General features: G+C 38.1%; 11 protein-coding genes. 5 read left to right on the top strand and 6 right to left on the bottom strand.

Going from position 1 to position 15461, the window contains the following annotated elements:
• Window positions 1-146 precede the first annotated feature (146 nt).
• The 5 genes from mqnE to K5X82_14645 all read right to left on the bottom strand — a co-directional run bounded on the left by mqnE (window position 147) and on the right by K5X82_14645 (window position 4144).
• A complete protein-coding gene (gene mqnE / locus K5X82_14665) occupies window positions 147-1271 on the bottom strand; it encodes an aminofutalosine synthase MqnE (GenBank protein ID QZT36488.1) in 1125 nt (374 codons plus the stop codon).
• A 154-nt stretch (window positions 1272-1425) separates the two neighbouring features.
• The gene (gene rpmH / locus K5X82_14660; GenBank protein ID QZT36487.1) at window positions 1426-1584 is read right to left on the bottom strand and encodes a 50S ribosomal protein L34; all 159 of its coding nucleotides are present in this window, start codon (window positions 1582-1584) and stop codon (window positions 1426-1428) included.
• Window positions 1585-1746: 162 nt separating this feature from the next.
• A complete protein-coding gene (rsmG, locus tag K5X82_14655) occupies window positions 1747-2367 on the bottom strand; it encodes a 16S rRNA (guanine(527)-N(7))-methyltransferase RsmG (GenBank protein ID QZT36486.1) in 621 nt (206 codons plus the stop codon).
• An 8-nt stretch (window positions 2368-2375) separates the two neighbouring features.
• Window positions 2376-2987, bottom strand: coding sequence for a sigma-70 family RNA polymerase sigma factor (locus K5X82_14650; protein ID QZT36485.1), 612 nt, complete (start codon window positions 2985-2987; stop codon window positions 2376-2378).
• Window positions 2978-4144, bottom strand: a complete 1167-nt coding sequence (locus K5X82_14645; GenBank protein ID QZT36484.1) for a glycosyltransferase family 2 protein — start codon at window positions 4142-4144, stop codon at window positions 2978-2980. Before K5X82_14645 ends, K5X82_14650 begins: the two co-directional genes overlap by 10 nt.
• Window positions 4145-4414: 270 nt before the next feature.
• Between K5X82_14645 and tgt the strand changes: the two genes are divergently transcribed.
• Window positions 4415-5545: a tRNA guanosine(34) transglycosylase Tgt gene (gene tgt / locus K5X82_14640; protein QZT36483.1), complete on the top strand. Its 1131-nt coding sequence runs from the start codon at window positions 4415-4417 to the stop codon at window positions 5543-5545.
• Window positions 5546-5568: 23 nt separating this feature from the next.
• Window positions 5569-6660, top strand: a complete 1092-nt coding sequence (locus tag K5X82_14635; GenBank protein ID QZT36482.1) for an LptF/LptG family permease — start codon at window positions 5569-5571, stop codon at window positions 6658-6660.
• A 386-nt stretch (window positions 6661-7046) separates the two neighbouring features.
• Here K5X82_14635 and K5X82_14630 read toward each other — a convergent pair whose 3' ends face one another.
• Entirely contained in the window at window positions 7047-8558 is a 1512-nt protein-coding gene (locus K5X82_14630) for a sulfatase (protein ID QZT36481.1), read from the bottom strand.
• A gap of 418 nt (window positions 8559-8976) precedes the next feature.
• On the opposite strand from K5X82_14630, the gene K5X82_14625 reads away from it, so the two are divergent.
• From K5X82_14625 to K5X82_14615, 3 genes are all read left to right on the top strand, one after another.
• Window positions 8977-10605: a sulfatase gene (locus K5X82_14625; protein QZT36480.1), complete on the top strand. Its 1629-nt coding sequence runs from the start codon at window positions 8977-8979 to the stop codon at window positions 10603-10605.
• Window positions 10606-10964: 359 nt separating this feature from the next.
• Window positions 10965-12113 (top strand): efflux RND transporter periplasmic adaptor subunit, encoded by a 1149-nt coding sequence (locus K5X82_14620; protein QZT36479.1) that lies wholly within the window; start codon window positions 10965-10967, stop codon window positions 12111-12113.
• Window positions 12110-15436: an efflux RND transporter permease subunit gene (locus tag K5X82_14615; protein ID QZT36478.1), complete on the top strand. Its 3327-nt coding sequence runs from the start codon at window positions 12110-12112 to the stop codon at window positions 15434-15436. The genes K5X82_14620 and K5X82_14615 overlap by 4 nt, the downstream gene beginning before the upstream one ends.
• The last annotated feature ends 25 nt before the right edge of the window (window positions 15437-15461 follow it).

The raw sequence follows: 15461 nt of genomic DNA, 5'->3' as shown, positions 1-15461 counted from the left end.
ATGATACAAATATACAGATATGCGAATGAATAATTCAACAAAAAGAGAGCCATATCTACGATATAACTCTCTTTCTATTTGCGACACATCCAATACACTATAGATATGATCCTATTTTTTTTCCAAATCAGCTCGTTTTGGTCATACTATTCGAAGCGTTCGATAATATTATACAAGGTATCTCTTTCAGCAGCTGTTTTACCTGCATCATGAATCATCCCTACTAGCTCTTGGGTTGTGGAACTCGGATTTTGTACTGCTCCCGCCATCGAATAGATCTTGGTTGAGTCGTCAATCGTACCATCGAGGTCATCCACACCGTATGATAGAGATAACTGTGCCACCTCTTTACCAATCATAGGCCAGTAGGCTTTTAGATGAGGTATATTATCGACATAGATCCTTGAGATAGCATAGTTTCTTAGATCTTCCGTAGTGGTCGACTCCTCAACATGTGAGAAAGCGTTGTTATAACGTCGAAACTTCAGTGGGATAAACGTATTGAAACCGTCTGTTTTATCTTGTAACGACCTAAGACGTTCCATGTGGTCTAAGCGGTGGCTATAGTCTTCAATCAATCCATACAACATCGTGGCATTGGTTTTCATTCCCAAACCATGTGCTGTTTCATGAATATCTAGCCACTCTTCAGAAGTCGCTTTATCAGGACTTATCTGTTTTCGCACCTCTTCATCGAATATCTCTGCGCCACCACCAGGGATAGAGCCTAAGCCAGCCTCTTTAAGCGCCATAAGACCTGTTTTAAAGTCCACCTTTGATATCTTGCATATCGCTTCGATCTCTACAGCAGAAAAGGCCTTTACATGTAGTTCGGGCATCTCTTCTTTGATCACTCTGACCATGTCACAGTAGTAATCTAAACCTCTGTCGGGGTGTACCCCTCCTGTGATATGGACTTCGGTCACCTTTTTATCCTTATACTTTTTGATCGTTTCACGAAGCTCTTCAATACCTTCTTCCCACGCGCCCTCTTCATTAAAACGACGTTTATAGGAACAAAATGCACAATTTTTCATGCATATATTGGTCGGTTCGAAATGGAAATTACGATTGAAAGTAACCTGTGTGCCATTGATACGACGTCGTACGACCTCGGCCAATAAGCCCAACAGAGGCAACTCAGCCTCTTGGTAAAGAAGCATTCCCTCTTCTCTAACCAAACGCTCTCCACCAAACACCTTCTCAACAATTGGAAGGAACTTAGAGTCATTGGAGAGCTTTTCGTATATAAGTTCTTTTATTCTTTGCATCTCTCAAAACATTTTTTGTAAAGATAAACATATTCGGGGGTTGCAAAAAAAGACCTTTTAGTTTTTTATTTTTTAAACACAAAAAAAAGGTAAAGAACATCGACTCTTTACCTCTCTTAAATCATTCCAAAGAATTATCCGAAACCGGATAAGCTTATGCTTTGTGACGTGGCTCGTCAGAAACAGATAGTTTCTTACGACCTTTTGCTCTACGAGCTTTCAAAACTTTACGTCCGTTCACAGTAGACATTCTCTCTCTGAACCCGTGTTTGTTACGTCTCTTTCTGTTCGATGGTTGAAATGTTCTTTTCATCGGGTATACTTTTTCTGATTATATTCGCTAAATATTTCGGTCTGCAAAAATAATTCTTTTTTTTGCTCTACCAAACTAAGCGGTTTCTATTTTTAAAAATTCGCTATTTATATAGACTTTAAATCCAAATAAATACGCAGCAATCACCACAGTCCAACGGGACTATAGCTCTAAATGTATCACTTTTTTCGTCTCAAAGAATTCTTCTTCAAAAAATTCTGGGATAGGATAAACGCTACATTTGTCGGCAAAGGTAGCAATCTCTTCTGTAAAATCGCCCCCTTTTATGTATAAAATTCCATTAGCCAATCTGTTAAAAGATTTTTTACTCACCACAGGGCGAGACATGGCAACAAATTTTGGGAAAGCAGTGACAGCACGACTCACAATAAAATCGAACTTCTCTTTCACGTTTTGAACACGCTTATGCTCCCCTTTTATATTGGTTAAACCCAATGCTTCACATACCCCATTAACTACGGTTATTTTCTTTCCTATGGCATCCACACAAAGGAATTCAGTTTCGGGGAATAAGATCGCCAAAGGGACCCCTGGGAATCCACCACCTGTACCAACATCCAGAACACGTGTACCTGGTTCGAAGCACATAACTTTAGCAATAGAGAGAGAGTGCAGAACATGTTTTTCATATAGATGTTCCACATCTTTACGAGAAATCACATTGATTTTTTCGTTCCACTCAGCATACAATGCTTCAAGCATCTCAAAGCGTCGCTTCTGTTCCTCCGTTAAATCGGGGAAATATTTTAAAATAATATCCATACTTAATTTTATATCTCAAAGCCCAGAGAGTTTCTACCGCCATCTTTATCGACCAATACACGAAGTCGTTTCTTGGCACGAAACAATTGAACTTTAATTATATCGACCGACAAATTTAGTGCTTTTGAGATCTCCTCATAAGAATAATCATGAAAATATCTCAATTCGATCAATTTACTATATTGAGGACTTAAACAAGCAACCATTCCATGGACAGCACAAGTAAAGTCACGTTTATGAAGAATCGTTTCGGGGGTTTCACTATTTTCAGAAAAACTTTGGTGCATTCCCTGCTCCAACAGATAGGCTTGGTCGGTGAAGGTTAGAGGGAGAGATCTCTTACGCAGATAGTCGATACAGTGATTTTTTGCAATACGAAAAATCCATGTACTAAAAGCATACTCTTTATTATATGAAGAGAGGTTTAGAAAGGCTTTGGTAAAGGCTTCGATAGATATATCTTCCGCCTCTTGATCGGAAAGAACAGCACTCCTTACCCATTGGTATACGGGGCCATAATGACGCTGTAGTAGTTCAGCATATGCCACACTACTACCAGCCAATGCCTTAACCACCCAGATATGATCACAATTCAACTCCTTTTCTGCGCTCAACTCCATCTTCTTCTTTGTCTTTGAATTCTAAATTTCAACCAAAAATTAAAACTATAGAATGGCCAAAAGAGACGTGAGATATATTCAAATAGTACGAAATTCTTTTCTTGTATTTTTTTTGTTATCCATCTTGTGATTAGCATATGTATCAAGCTTCCCAAAGAGAATAGCAAGAGACCCCAAACACGATATTTTGAACATACAATAAGTAAAAGTAGAGAGATGAACGAGACAGGCCATCCCCAATTCTTTAACCATTGCATTACCTTTTGACCGAAACCATACCTCTTCTTCATCAACAAATACTTCTCCCTTTGGTTTAAATAATCGCACTTATCATATGGATCATTTAAGAGAACCTTGGCTCTAGGGTCCATCACAATAGCCAGCTGCTTGGATGTCTGTGTTAAAGAGTGAGCATACCATTCATTGATATAGAATCTCTCATCAAGAAACGCTCTAAATCCTTTGGTATCGGTAAAATGATGTCGCTTATAAGCTATGTTATATGGTAAGGCAGGGACCAAACCATTTATTTGACTATTGCTAAAATGGTCTATTCCATACTTGATGATATGAAGGCGCAAGAAGTAGTTACTCCAAGATTTCACAGGCTCATAATTACATAAACCTTGAACCAAGATATCATCCTCTTTCACACCGGCCATCAATGTCTTCAAGTAATCTTTTTTTACCGGACGCATATTGGGTGTAAGAAACAGCAACCACTCTTTAGAAGCAGCTCTTGTCCCTACTGACAAAGTCAATGCATTATTGAATTCAGTTTCATTGAAGATACGAGTAAATACAAGTTGTGGGTACTCTAAAGACATTTTCTGAAGAGCTATCGGAGTACGGTCTTCTGAGCAGTCGTCGACAACGACCACCTCAAAATCATGATAGTCCTGCTTAAGCAATGATTCTAAAACAGGCTGTAGGACATCAAACTCATTTTTAGTTGACAATATTATTGATACGCTCTTTTGATAATCACCAGAAGCTGTTGTTCGCTTACGGTAAAATAAAAGATGACGAAAGTCAGTAATAATATAGAAGACAAAATAAAAAAGTATGATCGATAGAATGATTATCTCTAGAATAGTCAGTTCCGCAAAATTAAATCGAGGGAACAAAGATGAGAAAAACTCATGATTCAGAGGCATATAACAACTTTAGTTTCGTAAATAACTCTTGTTAACTAACTTTACACTAATCAAAATTACATATAATTTAATTCACAAGAAAGTGTTTCATCGCGTTATCTAAAAATTGAAGGCTATCGGTTTTGTAATTAAAAAAAGATCTATACAGAGGATCCTTTTAGATAAATCCCTCCGTTTCATTAGATATTGATTATCTTTGTCGCTTAGCGAGAGTGAGAATGATGGATCATTTTCTCATATATTTGCATGTTATTTTAAAAATTAGACAACGTGAAGTTCGAACTCATACATAAGGGAAAAGGAACCAAAGCAAGGGCAGGAAAGATCACTACCGATCATGGTGAAATCGAAACGCCTATTTTTATGCCTGTGGGGACTATTGGATCCGTAAAGGGATTGCACCTGAAAGATTTGACCGATGATGTCAAAGCACAAATTATATTAGGAAATACATACCACCTTTACTTGCGTCCAGGACTAGACACCCTAGAGAAAGCAGGTGGACTACATAAATTTAATGGTTGGAATGGTCCCATTCTAACGGACAGTGGTGGATTTCAGGTCTTCTCTCTTGGAGATATCCGTAAGATCACAGAAGAAGGGGCTGAATTTAGCTCTCATATCGATGGATCGAAACACCTTTTCACTCCAGAGAGTGTGATGGACACCCAGCGTACTATTGGAGCTGACATCATCATGGCTTTCGACGAATGTACTCCTGGTGATTCAGACTATGGTTATGCAAAAAAATCTTTAGCATTAACACAAAGATGGTTAGAACGTTGTATCAAGCGTTTTGATGAAACAGAACCTAAATATGGTTATAGCCAAACACTATTCCCAATTGTACAGGGTTGTGTTTATAAAGATCTTCGTGTTAAAGCAGCAGAGCATGTAGCGAGTTTCGAACGCGATGGATATGCTATTGGAGGGCTATCTGTAGGAGAGAGCGAAGAAGATATGTACTCTATGGTAGAAGTAGTGAATGATGTTCTACCAGAAAACAAACCAAGATATCTAATGGGTGTAGGAACTCCCGTTAACATTCTAGAGAATATTGATCGTGGTGTTGATATGTTTGACTGCGTTATGCCCACAAGAAATGGTCGTAATGGTATGTTATTCACATGGAACGGCATCATGAATATGAGAAACCAAAAGTGGGCAAACGACTTTAGTCCATTGGACCCTTCAGGAACATCTTACGTAGACCATTCTTACACAAAAGCATATGTAAGACACCTATATAAATCGAAAGAGATGTTAGGCGCTCAAATTGGAAGTATTCATAACCTTACGTTCTATCTTTCATTGGTTAGAGAGGCCAGAAAGCAGATCCTAGATGGAACCTTCCCAGAATGGAAAGAGCGCATGGTGAAGCAACTTAGTAGAAGGTTATAATACTAAATTAAGAAGCGCAGCATATGAAGCCATTCTTACAAAAAATTGATTATTATATCATAAGAAAGTTCCTCGGAACTTTCTTCCTTTCCATCACACTAATCTTAAGTATCTCTATTGTATTTGATATTAGTGAACATGTGGATGATTTTATTGACAGTGAAGCTCCATTGAAAGCAATCATTTTTGATTTCTATTTAAATTGGATACCTTACTTTGCCAACCTTTTTATTGGTCTTTTCACCTTTATCTCAGTGATCTTCTTCACATCGAAGATGGCATCAAACTCTGAGATCATTGGTATTCTTGCAGGAGGAGTTACCTATAGGCGTCTAATGCGTCCTTATTTGGTCTCTGCGTTCCTTATTGGGTCGATGTCTTGGATATTGGGTAACTTTGTTATCCCACACTCCAACATCAAGATGCTAGACTTCAAGAACACCTATATCAAAGGGAAGTACTACAATACGGAGAGCAACATCCACAAACAGATACAACCTGGGGTTTATATGTATATGAGTCGATATAATGTAAACACAGATACAGGACACCGTTTCTCTCTAGAGAGAGTGGAAAACAATAAGCTTGTTTCAAAACTTATGTCTCAATATATTCGATGGGATAAAGAGAAAGAGAAGTGGACCATCCACGACTACTATATTCGTGATATCGACAAGAGTGGAAAAGAGACACTCACATTTGGAAAGAAAATTGACACCACTTTAACAATTCATCCGAAAGAGTTCAAGACGCGTGTTAATGAGGCTGAGAAGATGAATCTTTTTGAGCTTAACGACTACATCGAGAGTCAAAAGCTAAGAGGAGTATCAAACCTTGAAGAGTATCTTATCATGAAACATGAAAGAACTTCAGGCCCATTCTCCACCTTTATTCTTACTATTATTGGTGTAGCACTTGCATCCCGTAAGACCAGGGGAGGCATTGGACTTCACATTGCATTAGGGCTGCTTCTTAGCTTCTCTTATATCATGTTTATGCAGATCACCAAAGTATTTGCAGTAAGTGGTAGTACCGATCCATTTATCGCTGTTTGGATCCCCAATATAGTCTATACAATCATTGCCCTCTTCATATATCGATGGGCATCTAAATAGAACTGAATTACAAGGAAGTGTATCTATGGATCACTTCCTTTTTTTATGTCTCTAAAGAGAGTTCGACCCATGAAATTTCAATACAAAAAAGATCTGTTTGCTTTATATCCTAAAGCACGACGATAGGTGTCTGCTCCTACCCTCCTTCGTCTTTTGTTCATATAATGGTCACATATTGGTCATATATTACTTATATCTCCGTCACATTTTGTGTGAACAGTAGATGAACCATATGTGACCATTATATAGATCATAGTAGAATGAGGGTCGAAAGAAGGTAGAAGCAGACTACTATGATGTAGCGATCTGTGAGTACCTTTATCCATTCTATATTAAAGTTTCGATTGTTCTTTCGTTCCATTGTTTCAATATAGAACGTATATTACTCAATCACGAAGTGATTTCTCATATTTACGGTTATCTCCTTTACGGAAAGGCATTACCTCAGTATAGATTCGATGGGTTTCAACATACATCTCTTCAGGAGTATTTAAAAGCTCAAACGAACTAATTAAAGGATCATTGGTTCGTTTCATTGTCTTTCTCATCTTATCTCTATATTGTCGTACTTGTTTTGCAAAACGAGGGTTATCAATAAGGTTATTCAAGCAGTCGGGATCGCTTTTAAGATCATAGAACTCTTCGACAGCACGATATCTAAAAAGATCTACACGTTTTTGATGCAGCATCTCCACACTCTCTTTCATCGCTTGAAGCACTTTCCCCTCATTGGCATTATGATAGGTTCTTTTTCCATCACTCCAAGGGTTAAAGATGTAACCATAACTTTTATCTTGAATGCATCTCATTGGATACTCTCCAGCCCTATTAATATAGTCAATTTGTGTAAATACACTATTACGATCTCTTTGATGCTTTCCCTTTAGTAGGGGAAGAAATGAAGCACCATCGACCTCTTTAGGTGCAGAGAGCTTCAACAGATCCATAATGGTAGGATACAGGTCTATTGTAGAGACATACTCATCTTTCACTTGATGTGGTTTAAATAGAGATGGGGCATATACAAACATCGATGTTTGTGTCGATTTTAAGTAACAATTCGCTTTGGAGAAAGGCATAGCAATACCATTGTCCGATAAAAATATTACGATGGTATGATCCAAAACAGAAGATTCAGAAAGTGCATCCATCACCCTTTTAAAAGTATCATCGAGTCTTCTTGTTGAAGAGTAGTATTGTGACATTTCTCTTCTTACTTGAGGAAGGTCAGCGAGGAACTTTGGAATAAATACCTCATCCGGAGAGTAAACCTTAGAAGGATGGGATGCTCCTGGTTGTAGGCCTTTTTGTGGATCATAATAAGGACGGTGTGGATCATGGGAGTTAACCATGAGATAGAATGGTTCATTCTTCTGTTGACAGTTCTGAATAAACTCTTTGGTATAGTGATAATATTTATCTGGATTACGCCCGCTCCCTAGACTCTTTTTCAACTTATAGTAGTCCCATCGAGTTGAGAATTTAGCCGAAGAGTGAGCAACCTTACCCAACACTCCCGTTTGATAGCCACTAGCTTGAAACTGCTCCATCATGGTAGGCACCTCCTCATTTGCATAGATAAAACCATGATGCCCCGAATGGAAACCATATTGACCAGTAGCGATGGTTCCTCGACTAGGCATACATATTGCACTGTTGACATGTGCATTTCGGAATCGTACTCCTTTTTTAGCAAAACTATCTAAATGAGGTGTCAACTCTTTCACCTCACCTCCAAATGAGTTTAATCCCATTCCAGCTGGACCTAGGTCATCTGCTGTAAAAACAACTACGTTATACTCTTCTAACGACTTGGTCTTTTGAGACATTGCAACATGAGGTATTGCAAAGCACAATCCACAAGATGCGACATTTATTAAGATCTCACCTATCTTCATAATATATGGTTTTAGCAAGTTTCATTGATGATATTCTTCAAATTTACAGATTAATGAGAACCCATAAAGTTTCAAGCACCTTAAATTGTCTCAATCCTAGCATCATGTCGAGGAAACAGATATCGTGGGACTATTATGGACAGCCTGAAACATTAAAAATATTGAGTTTTAATCAAAAACGTGATATAGTTCCTCTCTCCCTCTTTATCAATGTCAATATTTTATTTAAATGATCGCATCCATATTCGACTTTTAATAGCCTTTATCTACCATGATCATTGTATAGAGAGAATCTTCCTTGATAAATAAGTAATACTAGACATTGGCTGTTGCATATTAAACATGAGATTTGGTGAATTAAAATAGTTTTGTTGACAACACATTAGCATGAATTGTTATGTCCAAAACAGATAACAGAATGAGAAAACTAAGAGTAACACTACTGGGACTGATGCTCCCAGCATTATCATGGTCATGTCGAGAAAGTATTCAGAAGGAGGTATCACAACCCAATATTATCTTTATTATGAGTGATGATCATGCTTTCAAAGCGATAAGTGCTTATGAAGGTGGAATCAACAACACTCCAAATATAGACCGTATTGCAGATGAAGGTGTCCTTTTCACCCATGGGTATGTAAACAACTCAATATGTGCACCTAGTAGGGCTGCCATGTTAACAGGGAAGCACAGTTTTGCAAATGGAAAAGTCGATAATGTACATCCATTTGACTGGAATCAGAATAATATTGCAAAAGAGCTGCAACGCGCAGGTTATGAGACCGCACTTATTGGTAAGATCCACCTGAATGGTTTGCCACAGGGGTTTAGTTATTCAAATGTTCTAGTTGGACAAGGACAGTATTATAACCCCGATTTTATTGAGAATGGTAATCCTAAACGGTACCATGGATATTGCACAACTATTACGACCAATATTGCCATGGATTGGTTAAAAAGTGGTCGTAAAAAAGATAAGCCTTTCTTTTTGATGTATCATCAAAAAGCACCCCACAGATCTTGGATGCCAGAGCCTAAATATATGGGAATGTTCGATGATCAACATTTTGAACTGCCCAAGAATTTCTATGATAATTATGACGGTAGAGTTGCAGCAAAACATCATGAGATGGGGATCTATGAACATATGGATCTAGCCTATGATCTTAAAATGTTAGATGAAAAGCAGGAGATCCCTTCCCACTATAGAAAACATGCACAGAGAAACTACAACCGAATGGACTCCACACAGAGAGCTCAATGGGATGCATACTATGCACCATTAATTAAAGAGTTCAAAGAGAAGAACCTAAAAGGAAAAGCACTCGCAGAATGGAAGTATGATAGGTATATGAAAGATTATCTAAGTACGATTCAATCTGTTGATGATGGTGTAGGAGAGCTCCTAGACTATTTAGATGCTGAGGGACTAGCCGAAAATACAATCATCGTATACACTTCAGATCAAGGATTTTATCTTGGTGAACATGGGTGGTTTGATAAACGATTTATGTACGAAGAGTCATTTAGAACCCCTATTCTTATGAAGTACCCTAAAGAGATTAAATCACATACCATTGAAAATAAGCTGGTTCAGAATATTGACTTTGCTCCTACATTTTTAGACTATGCCAATATTGACATCCCTAAAGATATGCAAGGGGAGTCGTTCCGATCTCTACTTAATGGCTCGGACCACAAGTGGCGTAACAGTATCTACTACACCTATTATGAATACCCAGGAGAGCATAGTGTGGAAAGGCACCATGGCATACGAACAGAGAGATATAAGTTAATTCACTTTTATTATGACTCTGATACATGGGAGATGTATGACATGGAGAATGATCCTGAAGAGATGCATAATCTATACGGTAATCCATCGTATGTACGAATACAAGAAAATCTTCACATGAAATTGGATTCATTAAGAGAGAAGTATGGAGACTCTGATCGTTTAGATCAACATTATATCGATAGATATCTCTCGAGTAAACAGTATAAGAGAAGAGTAAAGATTAGAGAGAAGATGCTAACAAAGAAGTGACACCAATTATATTAATAATACACACCCAATAATATAAAGATTATTAATGTCCCCTTAATGCGCTTTACGTTTATGGCTGACTCCCTTGAGTTAGCCATAAACATTTAATCCCTTTTACGATCTAATGGTTGTAAGTGTAATTTCCCTCCTCCTCTGCTCAATGCAATAAGATGCACTGTGGTTTTCGATTTAATTTTAGTAAAAACCATGTTACTGTTATATAAATATGAATAAATAATAGGGTGGTTGTTAATACGACATGATATATGTATTTTTGTGTAAAACAGCCTAATATTGTTTTTTGGGGATTAACTAAACGGATAAGAAGATTGTATTGAACTTTGTTAAACAACATTTCTATGATTAAGCGAAAAGTCATTGTAACCACTATTGGAATTATTATTTTACTTGCTTTTTCTATGGCCTTTCAAGCGATGCTTGCTGGAGGAAAGGAAGAGAAAAAGGAGGCGAAAGTAGAAGAGAGCATACGTTATGTTCATGCGATCCCTGTAAAGTATGCTGAGTTAAGTTCTCCCATTAATTCTCAGGGGAGAGTTTTATCTAAAAATATCGTAGCATTGAGCGCTGAGGCATCAGGGAAATTGATGTCAGGTAAGATCTCACTAAAGAAAGGGGCTCGATTTAAAAAGTCAGATAAACTATATCAGATCTATGATAAAGAAGATCAGTTGGCCTTGAGAGCATCGAAGAGTGAATTTCTTACTATTGTTGCGAGAATGTTACCTGATATTAAGATCGATTTTCCGAATGTCTACCCAACATTCCACTCTTTTTTCGATCAGATAACCTTGGATAAAGATCTTCCTGCACTACCTCAACAGGATATCGATTCAAGCAGTAAGTTTAAAACCTTTCTTGCAACACGTAATTTCTTGAATACCTACTATCGTATCAAACAGAATGAGCTAAGATTGAAACGCTTTTCAGGTTATGCTCCTTTTGATGGTACGTTCACTTCGGTGAATGTTGAAGTTGGGTCATTTGTAAACCCAGGACAACAGATCGCGATGATGGTAGATAACTCTCGACTGGAGATTGAAGTGCCATTAGAAGCGAAGTATATTCAGTGGGTAAAGAGAGGAATGAAAGTCTCTATCCAAACAGAGCTGGGTGAAGATTTAGGTGTGGGAAATATCACTAGGATATCACCATTTGTAGATGCAGGCACACAATCATTAAGTGTGTTCGTGGGAATTAACAGATATGAGATGCCAAATCTATTCTATGGGCAGTATGTACGTGTGGTATATCAGAACTTTACGGTAAAACATGTAATGCGTCTTCCTAGAAGTAGTGTATTCAACCACAATCAAGTTTTTATTGTAAAAGATGACCTCTTAATAAAGAAGGAGGTAGAGATCCGCAAGATTGAAGATAAAGATATTCTTGTTTCTGGTCTAGAAGAGGGTGCAATGGTAGTAGACGAACCATTGGTTGATGCAAGAGAAAATACGAAGGTTAAATTACTTAATTCTGCAACACGATGAGAAAGTTAGTATCAGAATTTGTAAAGTATCCTTTTTACGCAAACCTTATTATTATATTTCTACTTATCGGAGGTATTGTGAGTTACAAGTCGATGAAGAAATCTTTCTTCCCCGAGGTAAGTAGCCGTAATATTTATGTCTCTGTTTTCTATCCTGGTGCTTCACCCGTAGAGATGGAAGAGGGAGTCACTTCGCGTATTGAAGAAGCAGTGCGAGGGTTGGTCGGGATTAAACAAATCACCTCCACCTCTTCAGAGAATAGTTGCTCGGTACAGATTGAAACCACGGGAACTATCGATATTGACGAAACATTAATGGATGTAAAGAATGCTGTAGATGGAATTTCATCCTTCCCTTCCGCGGCAGAGCGTCCAATAGTTTATAAACAGCGTAACACTTCCATGGCACTCTATATCTCATTTAATGGAGATATAGAGCTACAAGATCTGAAGAAGTACGCACAGCAAGTGCAAGAAGACTTTTATGCCTCAGGGGTGATCAGTCAAGTATCGATAATGGGGTATCCTGATTTGGAAATATCAGTGGAGGTAAAAGAGGATGATTTGATGCGTTACCAAATCACTTTTGACCAGATCACCAATGCTATTCGTTCGAATAATAGAGACATGTCTGGAGGACAGATCAAGTCACAAGAGGAAGAGGTATTAATTCGATTCCGTTCACGCTCGGCAAAGCCTAACGACATTGCGAATATCGTACTAAAATCGAATGTGAATGGTGCAGATATTCGTATTGGTGATATTGCTGTTGTTAAGAGGAAATTTGCAGATATACCATTGAGATTTCAGAAACGAGGTAAGCCGCTCGTAAGTATGATGGTCAATAAACTGAATAGTGAAGATCTAGAAGATATCACGGTTTATGTAGACGATTATATTACTGAATTTAACAAGACACACCAAGGTGTTGCGATGAGGAATGAGTTCTCATTTATGGAGATCTTACAGAGTCGTCTTGATCTATTGACATCAAATGGACTAACAGGTTTGATACTTGTTTTGATCACGCTAGCTCTATTTTTGAATTTACGTCTCTCCTTCTGGGTGGCGTGGGGTATCCCTTCCTCATTCCTATCGATGTTTATCGTTGCCAATTTAATGGGATTGACCATTAATATGATCTCATTGTTCGGTATGATCCTTGTGATTGGTATATTAGTAGATGATGGTATTGTTATTGGAGAGAATATCTTTCAACATATTGAGCGTGGTGAGAAACCTTTGAGAGCTGCCGTTAATGGTACTATGGAGGTAGTCCCATCCGTTCTTACATCTGTAATTACCACGATGGTTGCTTTTATGCCTCTATTGTTCTTAAAGAACCAGATGGAGACCATGAGGGAGATGGCCTATGTTGTGATCCTCTGTCTATTCTTCTCTCTGTTTGAAGCCTTCTTTGTCCTTCCTGCTCACTTGGGTAGTTCGAAGTCACTCGATCCAAGTAAAAGAGAAGAGAAACAAAATTGGATACGTCGAATTATGGAACGTTTTATCCATTGGCTAAGAGATATCATCTATGATAAATACCTAACACTCTCTATTCGTTGGCGCTATATTGTGATCTTTGTACCAATAGCCATGATGATTGTCACTGGTGCTATGTTTCAAGCCAGATGGATACGTACGACATTCTTCCCTGCCATGGAGTTCGACTCTTTTACTATTGACTTCGCTTTTACTCCAGGTTCTGGAGAGAAACGAACGCAAGAGTATCTAGACATTTTCAACAAAGCAGTATGGGAGGTGAACGATTCATTAATGCAAGTACATGGTGATGCAATAAAAGAACTTGAACCATCATGGATAAGTAAGCTTACGGATCATCAGATGGATACCACTCAATCATTTATAAAAGAGACTTTCGTTGTTTTAGGAAGTTCATTTAATGGACTTGAAAGTGGTTCACATGCAGGTAAAATTGACTGTTTTCCACGAAACCTAGAGGGGCTACCTGTCTCTTCTCACGAGTTAACCAACTTAGTGAAGAATAAGATTGGATCAGTACCAGAACTTCAGAAGTTCTCTATTGCTGGACAAAGCATGTTTGGTAAACCAGTATCACTTAGCTTACTAAGTCGTGATAAGGAAGCATTAGATGGGGCAAAACATTTTCTAGAATCACGGTTGTTAAATAACCCAAAGCTTAAGAATGTCAATGACAATAATACGCTTGGAAAACAGGAGATACTATTAGAGCTTAAGGATAAAGCTTTCTCTCTAGGATTAAACGAAGCTTTTATTGCCAATCAAGTACGTCAAGGCTTCTATGGTGATCAAGCGCAACGACTTCAAAGTGGTCGAGATGAATTACGTGTTTGGGTTCGTTATCCACTGTCGGACAGAGAGCGTGTTGGACAGCTAGAACAGATGAGGATCAAGACACCAGCAGGGAGTTATCCACTGTCGGAATTGACAGATTATCATGTAACTCGTGGGCCCGTGTCAATTAAAAGATATGATGGTTATCGAGAAGTAAAAGTAGAAGCGGATGTAGTAGATCCAAAAAGTTCGGTCACGGACATCTTAACGGAGATACAAAAGAGTGATCTTGTAGAGCTTCAGAAACGATTCCCTACCGTTAAGATTGAGAGTCAAGGGCAACAGAAAGAGAGTAAAGAGGCGATGGATACTGTCAGTTTCTACTACTCTATTGCTTTCTTTATTATAGTAACTATTTTGATGATACACTTCAAATCATTTCAACAGCCACTATTGGTTTTGATGATGATACCGTTAGCAATTATTGGCGCATTCTGGGGTCATGGATTATGTGGAAAACCAGTATCTCTGTTATCCGTATGGGGAATTATTGCTTTAACAGGAGTGATAATTAATGATGCCGTCGTCTTTCTGTCCACCTATAACAGTAATATTCTTGATGGGGACATGCCAGAGCATGCAATACATAAAGCGGCAAAGTCGAGATTACGTGCGATACTACTGACCACATTAACCACAAGTATTGGGCTTTATCCTCTAATTCTAGAGAAGAGTTTCCAAGCACAGTTCCTGATCCCAATGGCAGTTTCATTGGCATATGGAGTGGCGTTTGGTACACTATTTATTCTACTCTTCTTCCCATCATTGGTTATGATACTAAATGATGCAAGAAGAGCATCTAAAGGACTTAGAGTGACGATTAAGCGTTATATTGACACGGGAAAATGGGAATGGCATACGCCTTCGGCTAGAGAAGTTGAGATTGTGAATGTCAATGCGAAGAAACAGATAATGTATGACTCATCGAAAGATGTCAATACGTTGGTTGGCGATTTAGATTTGCATCTAAATAATGATGACTGAGCGTCATAAGTTTTCTTAGTTTATA

Source organism: Prolixibacteraceae bacterium, from assembly GCA_019856515.1.
Taxonomy (GTDB): Bacteria; Bacteroidota; Bacteroidia; order Bacteroidales; family Prolixibacteraceae; genus Halosquirtibacter; species Halosquirtibacter xylanolyticus.
This window is presented reverse-complemented; position numbering and strand designations above follow the sequence as displayed.

Coding starts and splice junctions, on each gene's coding strand:
- K5X82_14630 (QZT36481.1), bottom strand. CDS start 8,558: ATGAAGATAGGTGAGATCTTAATAAATGTCGCATCTTGTGGATTGTGC.
- K5X82_14625 (QZT36480.1), top strand. CDS start 8,977: ATGAGAAAACTAAGAGTAACACTACTGGGACTGATGCTCCCAGCATTA.
- rpmH (QZT36487.1), bottom strand. CDS start 1,584: ATGAAAAGAACATTTCAACCATCGAACAGAAAGAGACGTAACAAACAC.
- mqnE (QZT36488.1), bottom strand. CDS start 1,271: ATGCAAAGAATAAAAGAACTTATATACGAAAAGCTCTCCAATGACTCT.
- rsmG (QZT36486.1), bottom strand. CDS start 2,367: ATGGATATTATTTTAAAATATTTCCCCGATTTAACGGAGGAACAGAAG.
- K5X82_14635 (QZT36482.1), top strand. CDS start 5,569: ATGAAGCCATTCTTACAAAAAATTGATTATTATATCATAAGAAAGTTC.
- K5X82_14615 (QZT36478.1), top strand. CDS start 12,110: ATGAGAAAGTTAGTATCAGAATTTGTAAAGTATCCTTTTTACGCAAAC.
- K5X82_14645 (QZT36484.1), bottom strand. CDS start 4,144: ATGCCTCTGAATCATGAGTTTTTCTCATCTTTGTTCCCTCGATTTAAT.
- K5X82_14650 (QZT36485.1), bottom strand. CDS start 2,987: ATGGAGTTGAGCGCAGAAAAGGAGTTGAATTGTGATCATATCTGGGTG.
- K5X82_14620 (QZT36479.1), top strand. CDS start 10,965: ATGATTAAGCGAAAAGTCATTGTAACCACTATTGGAATTATTATTTTA.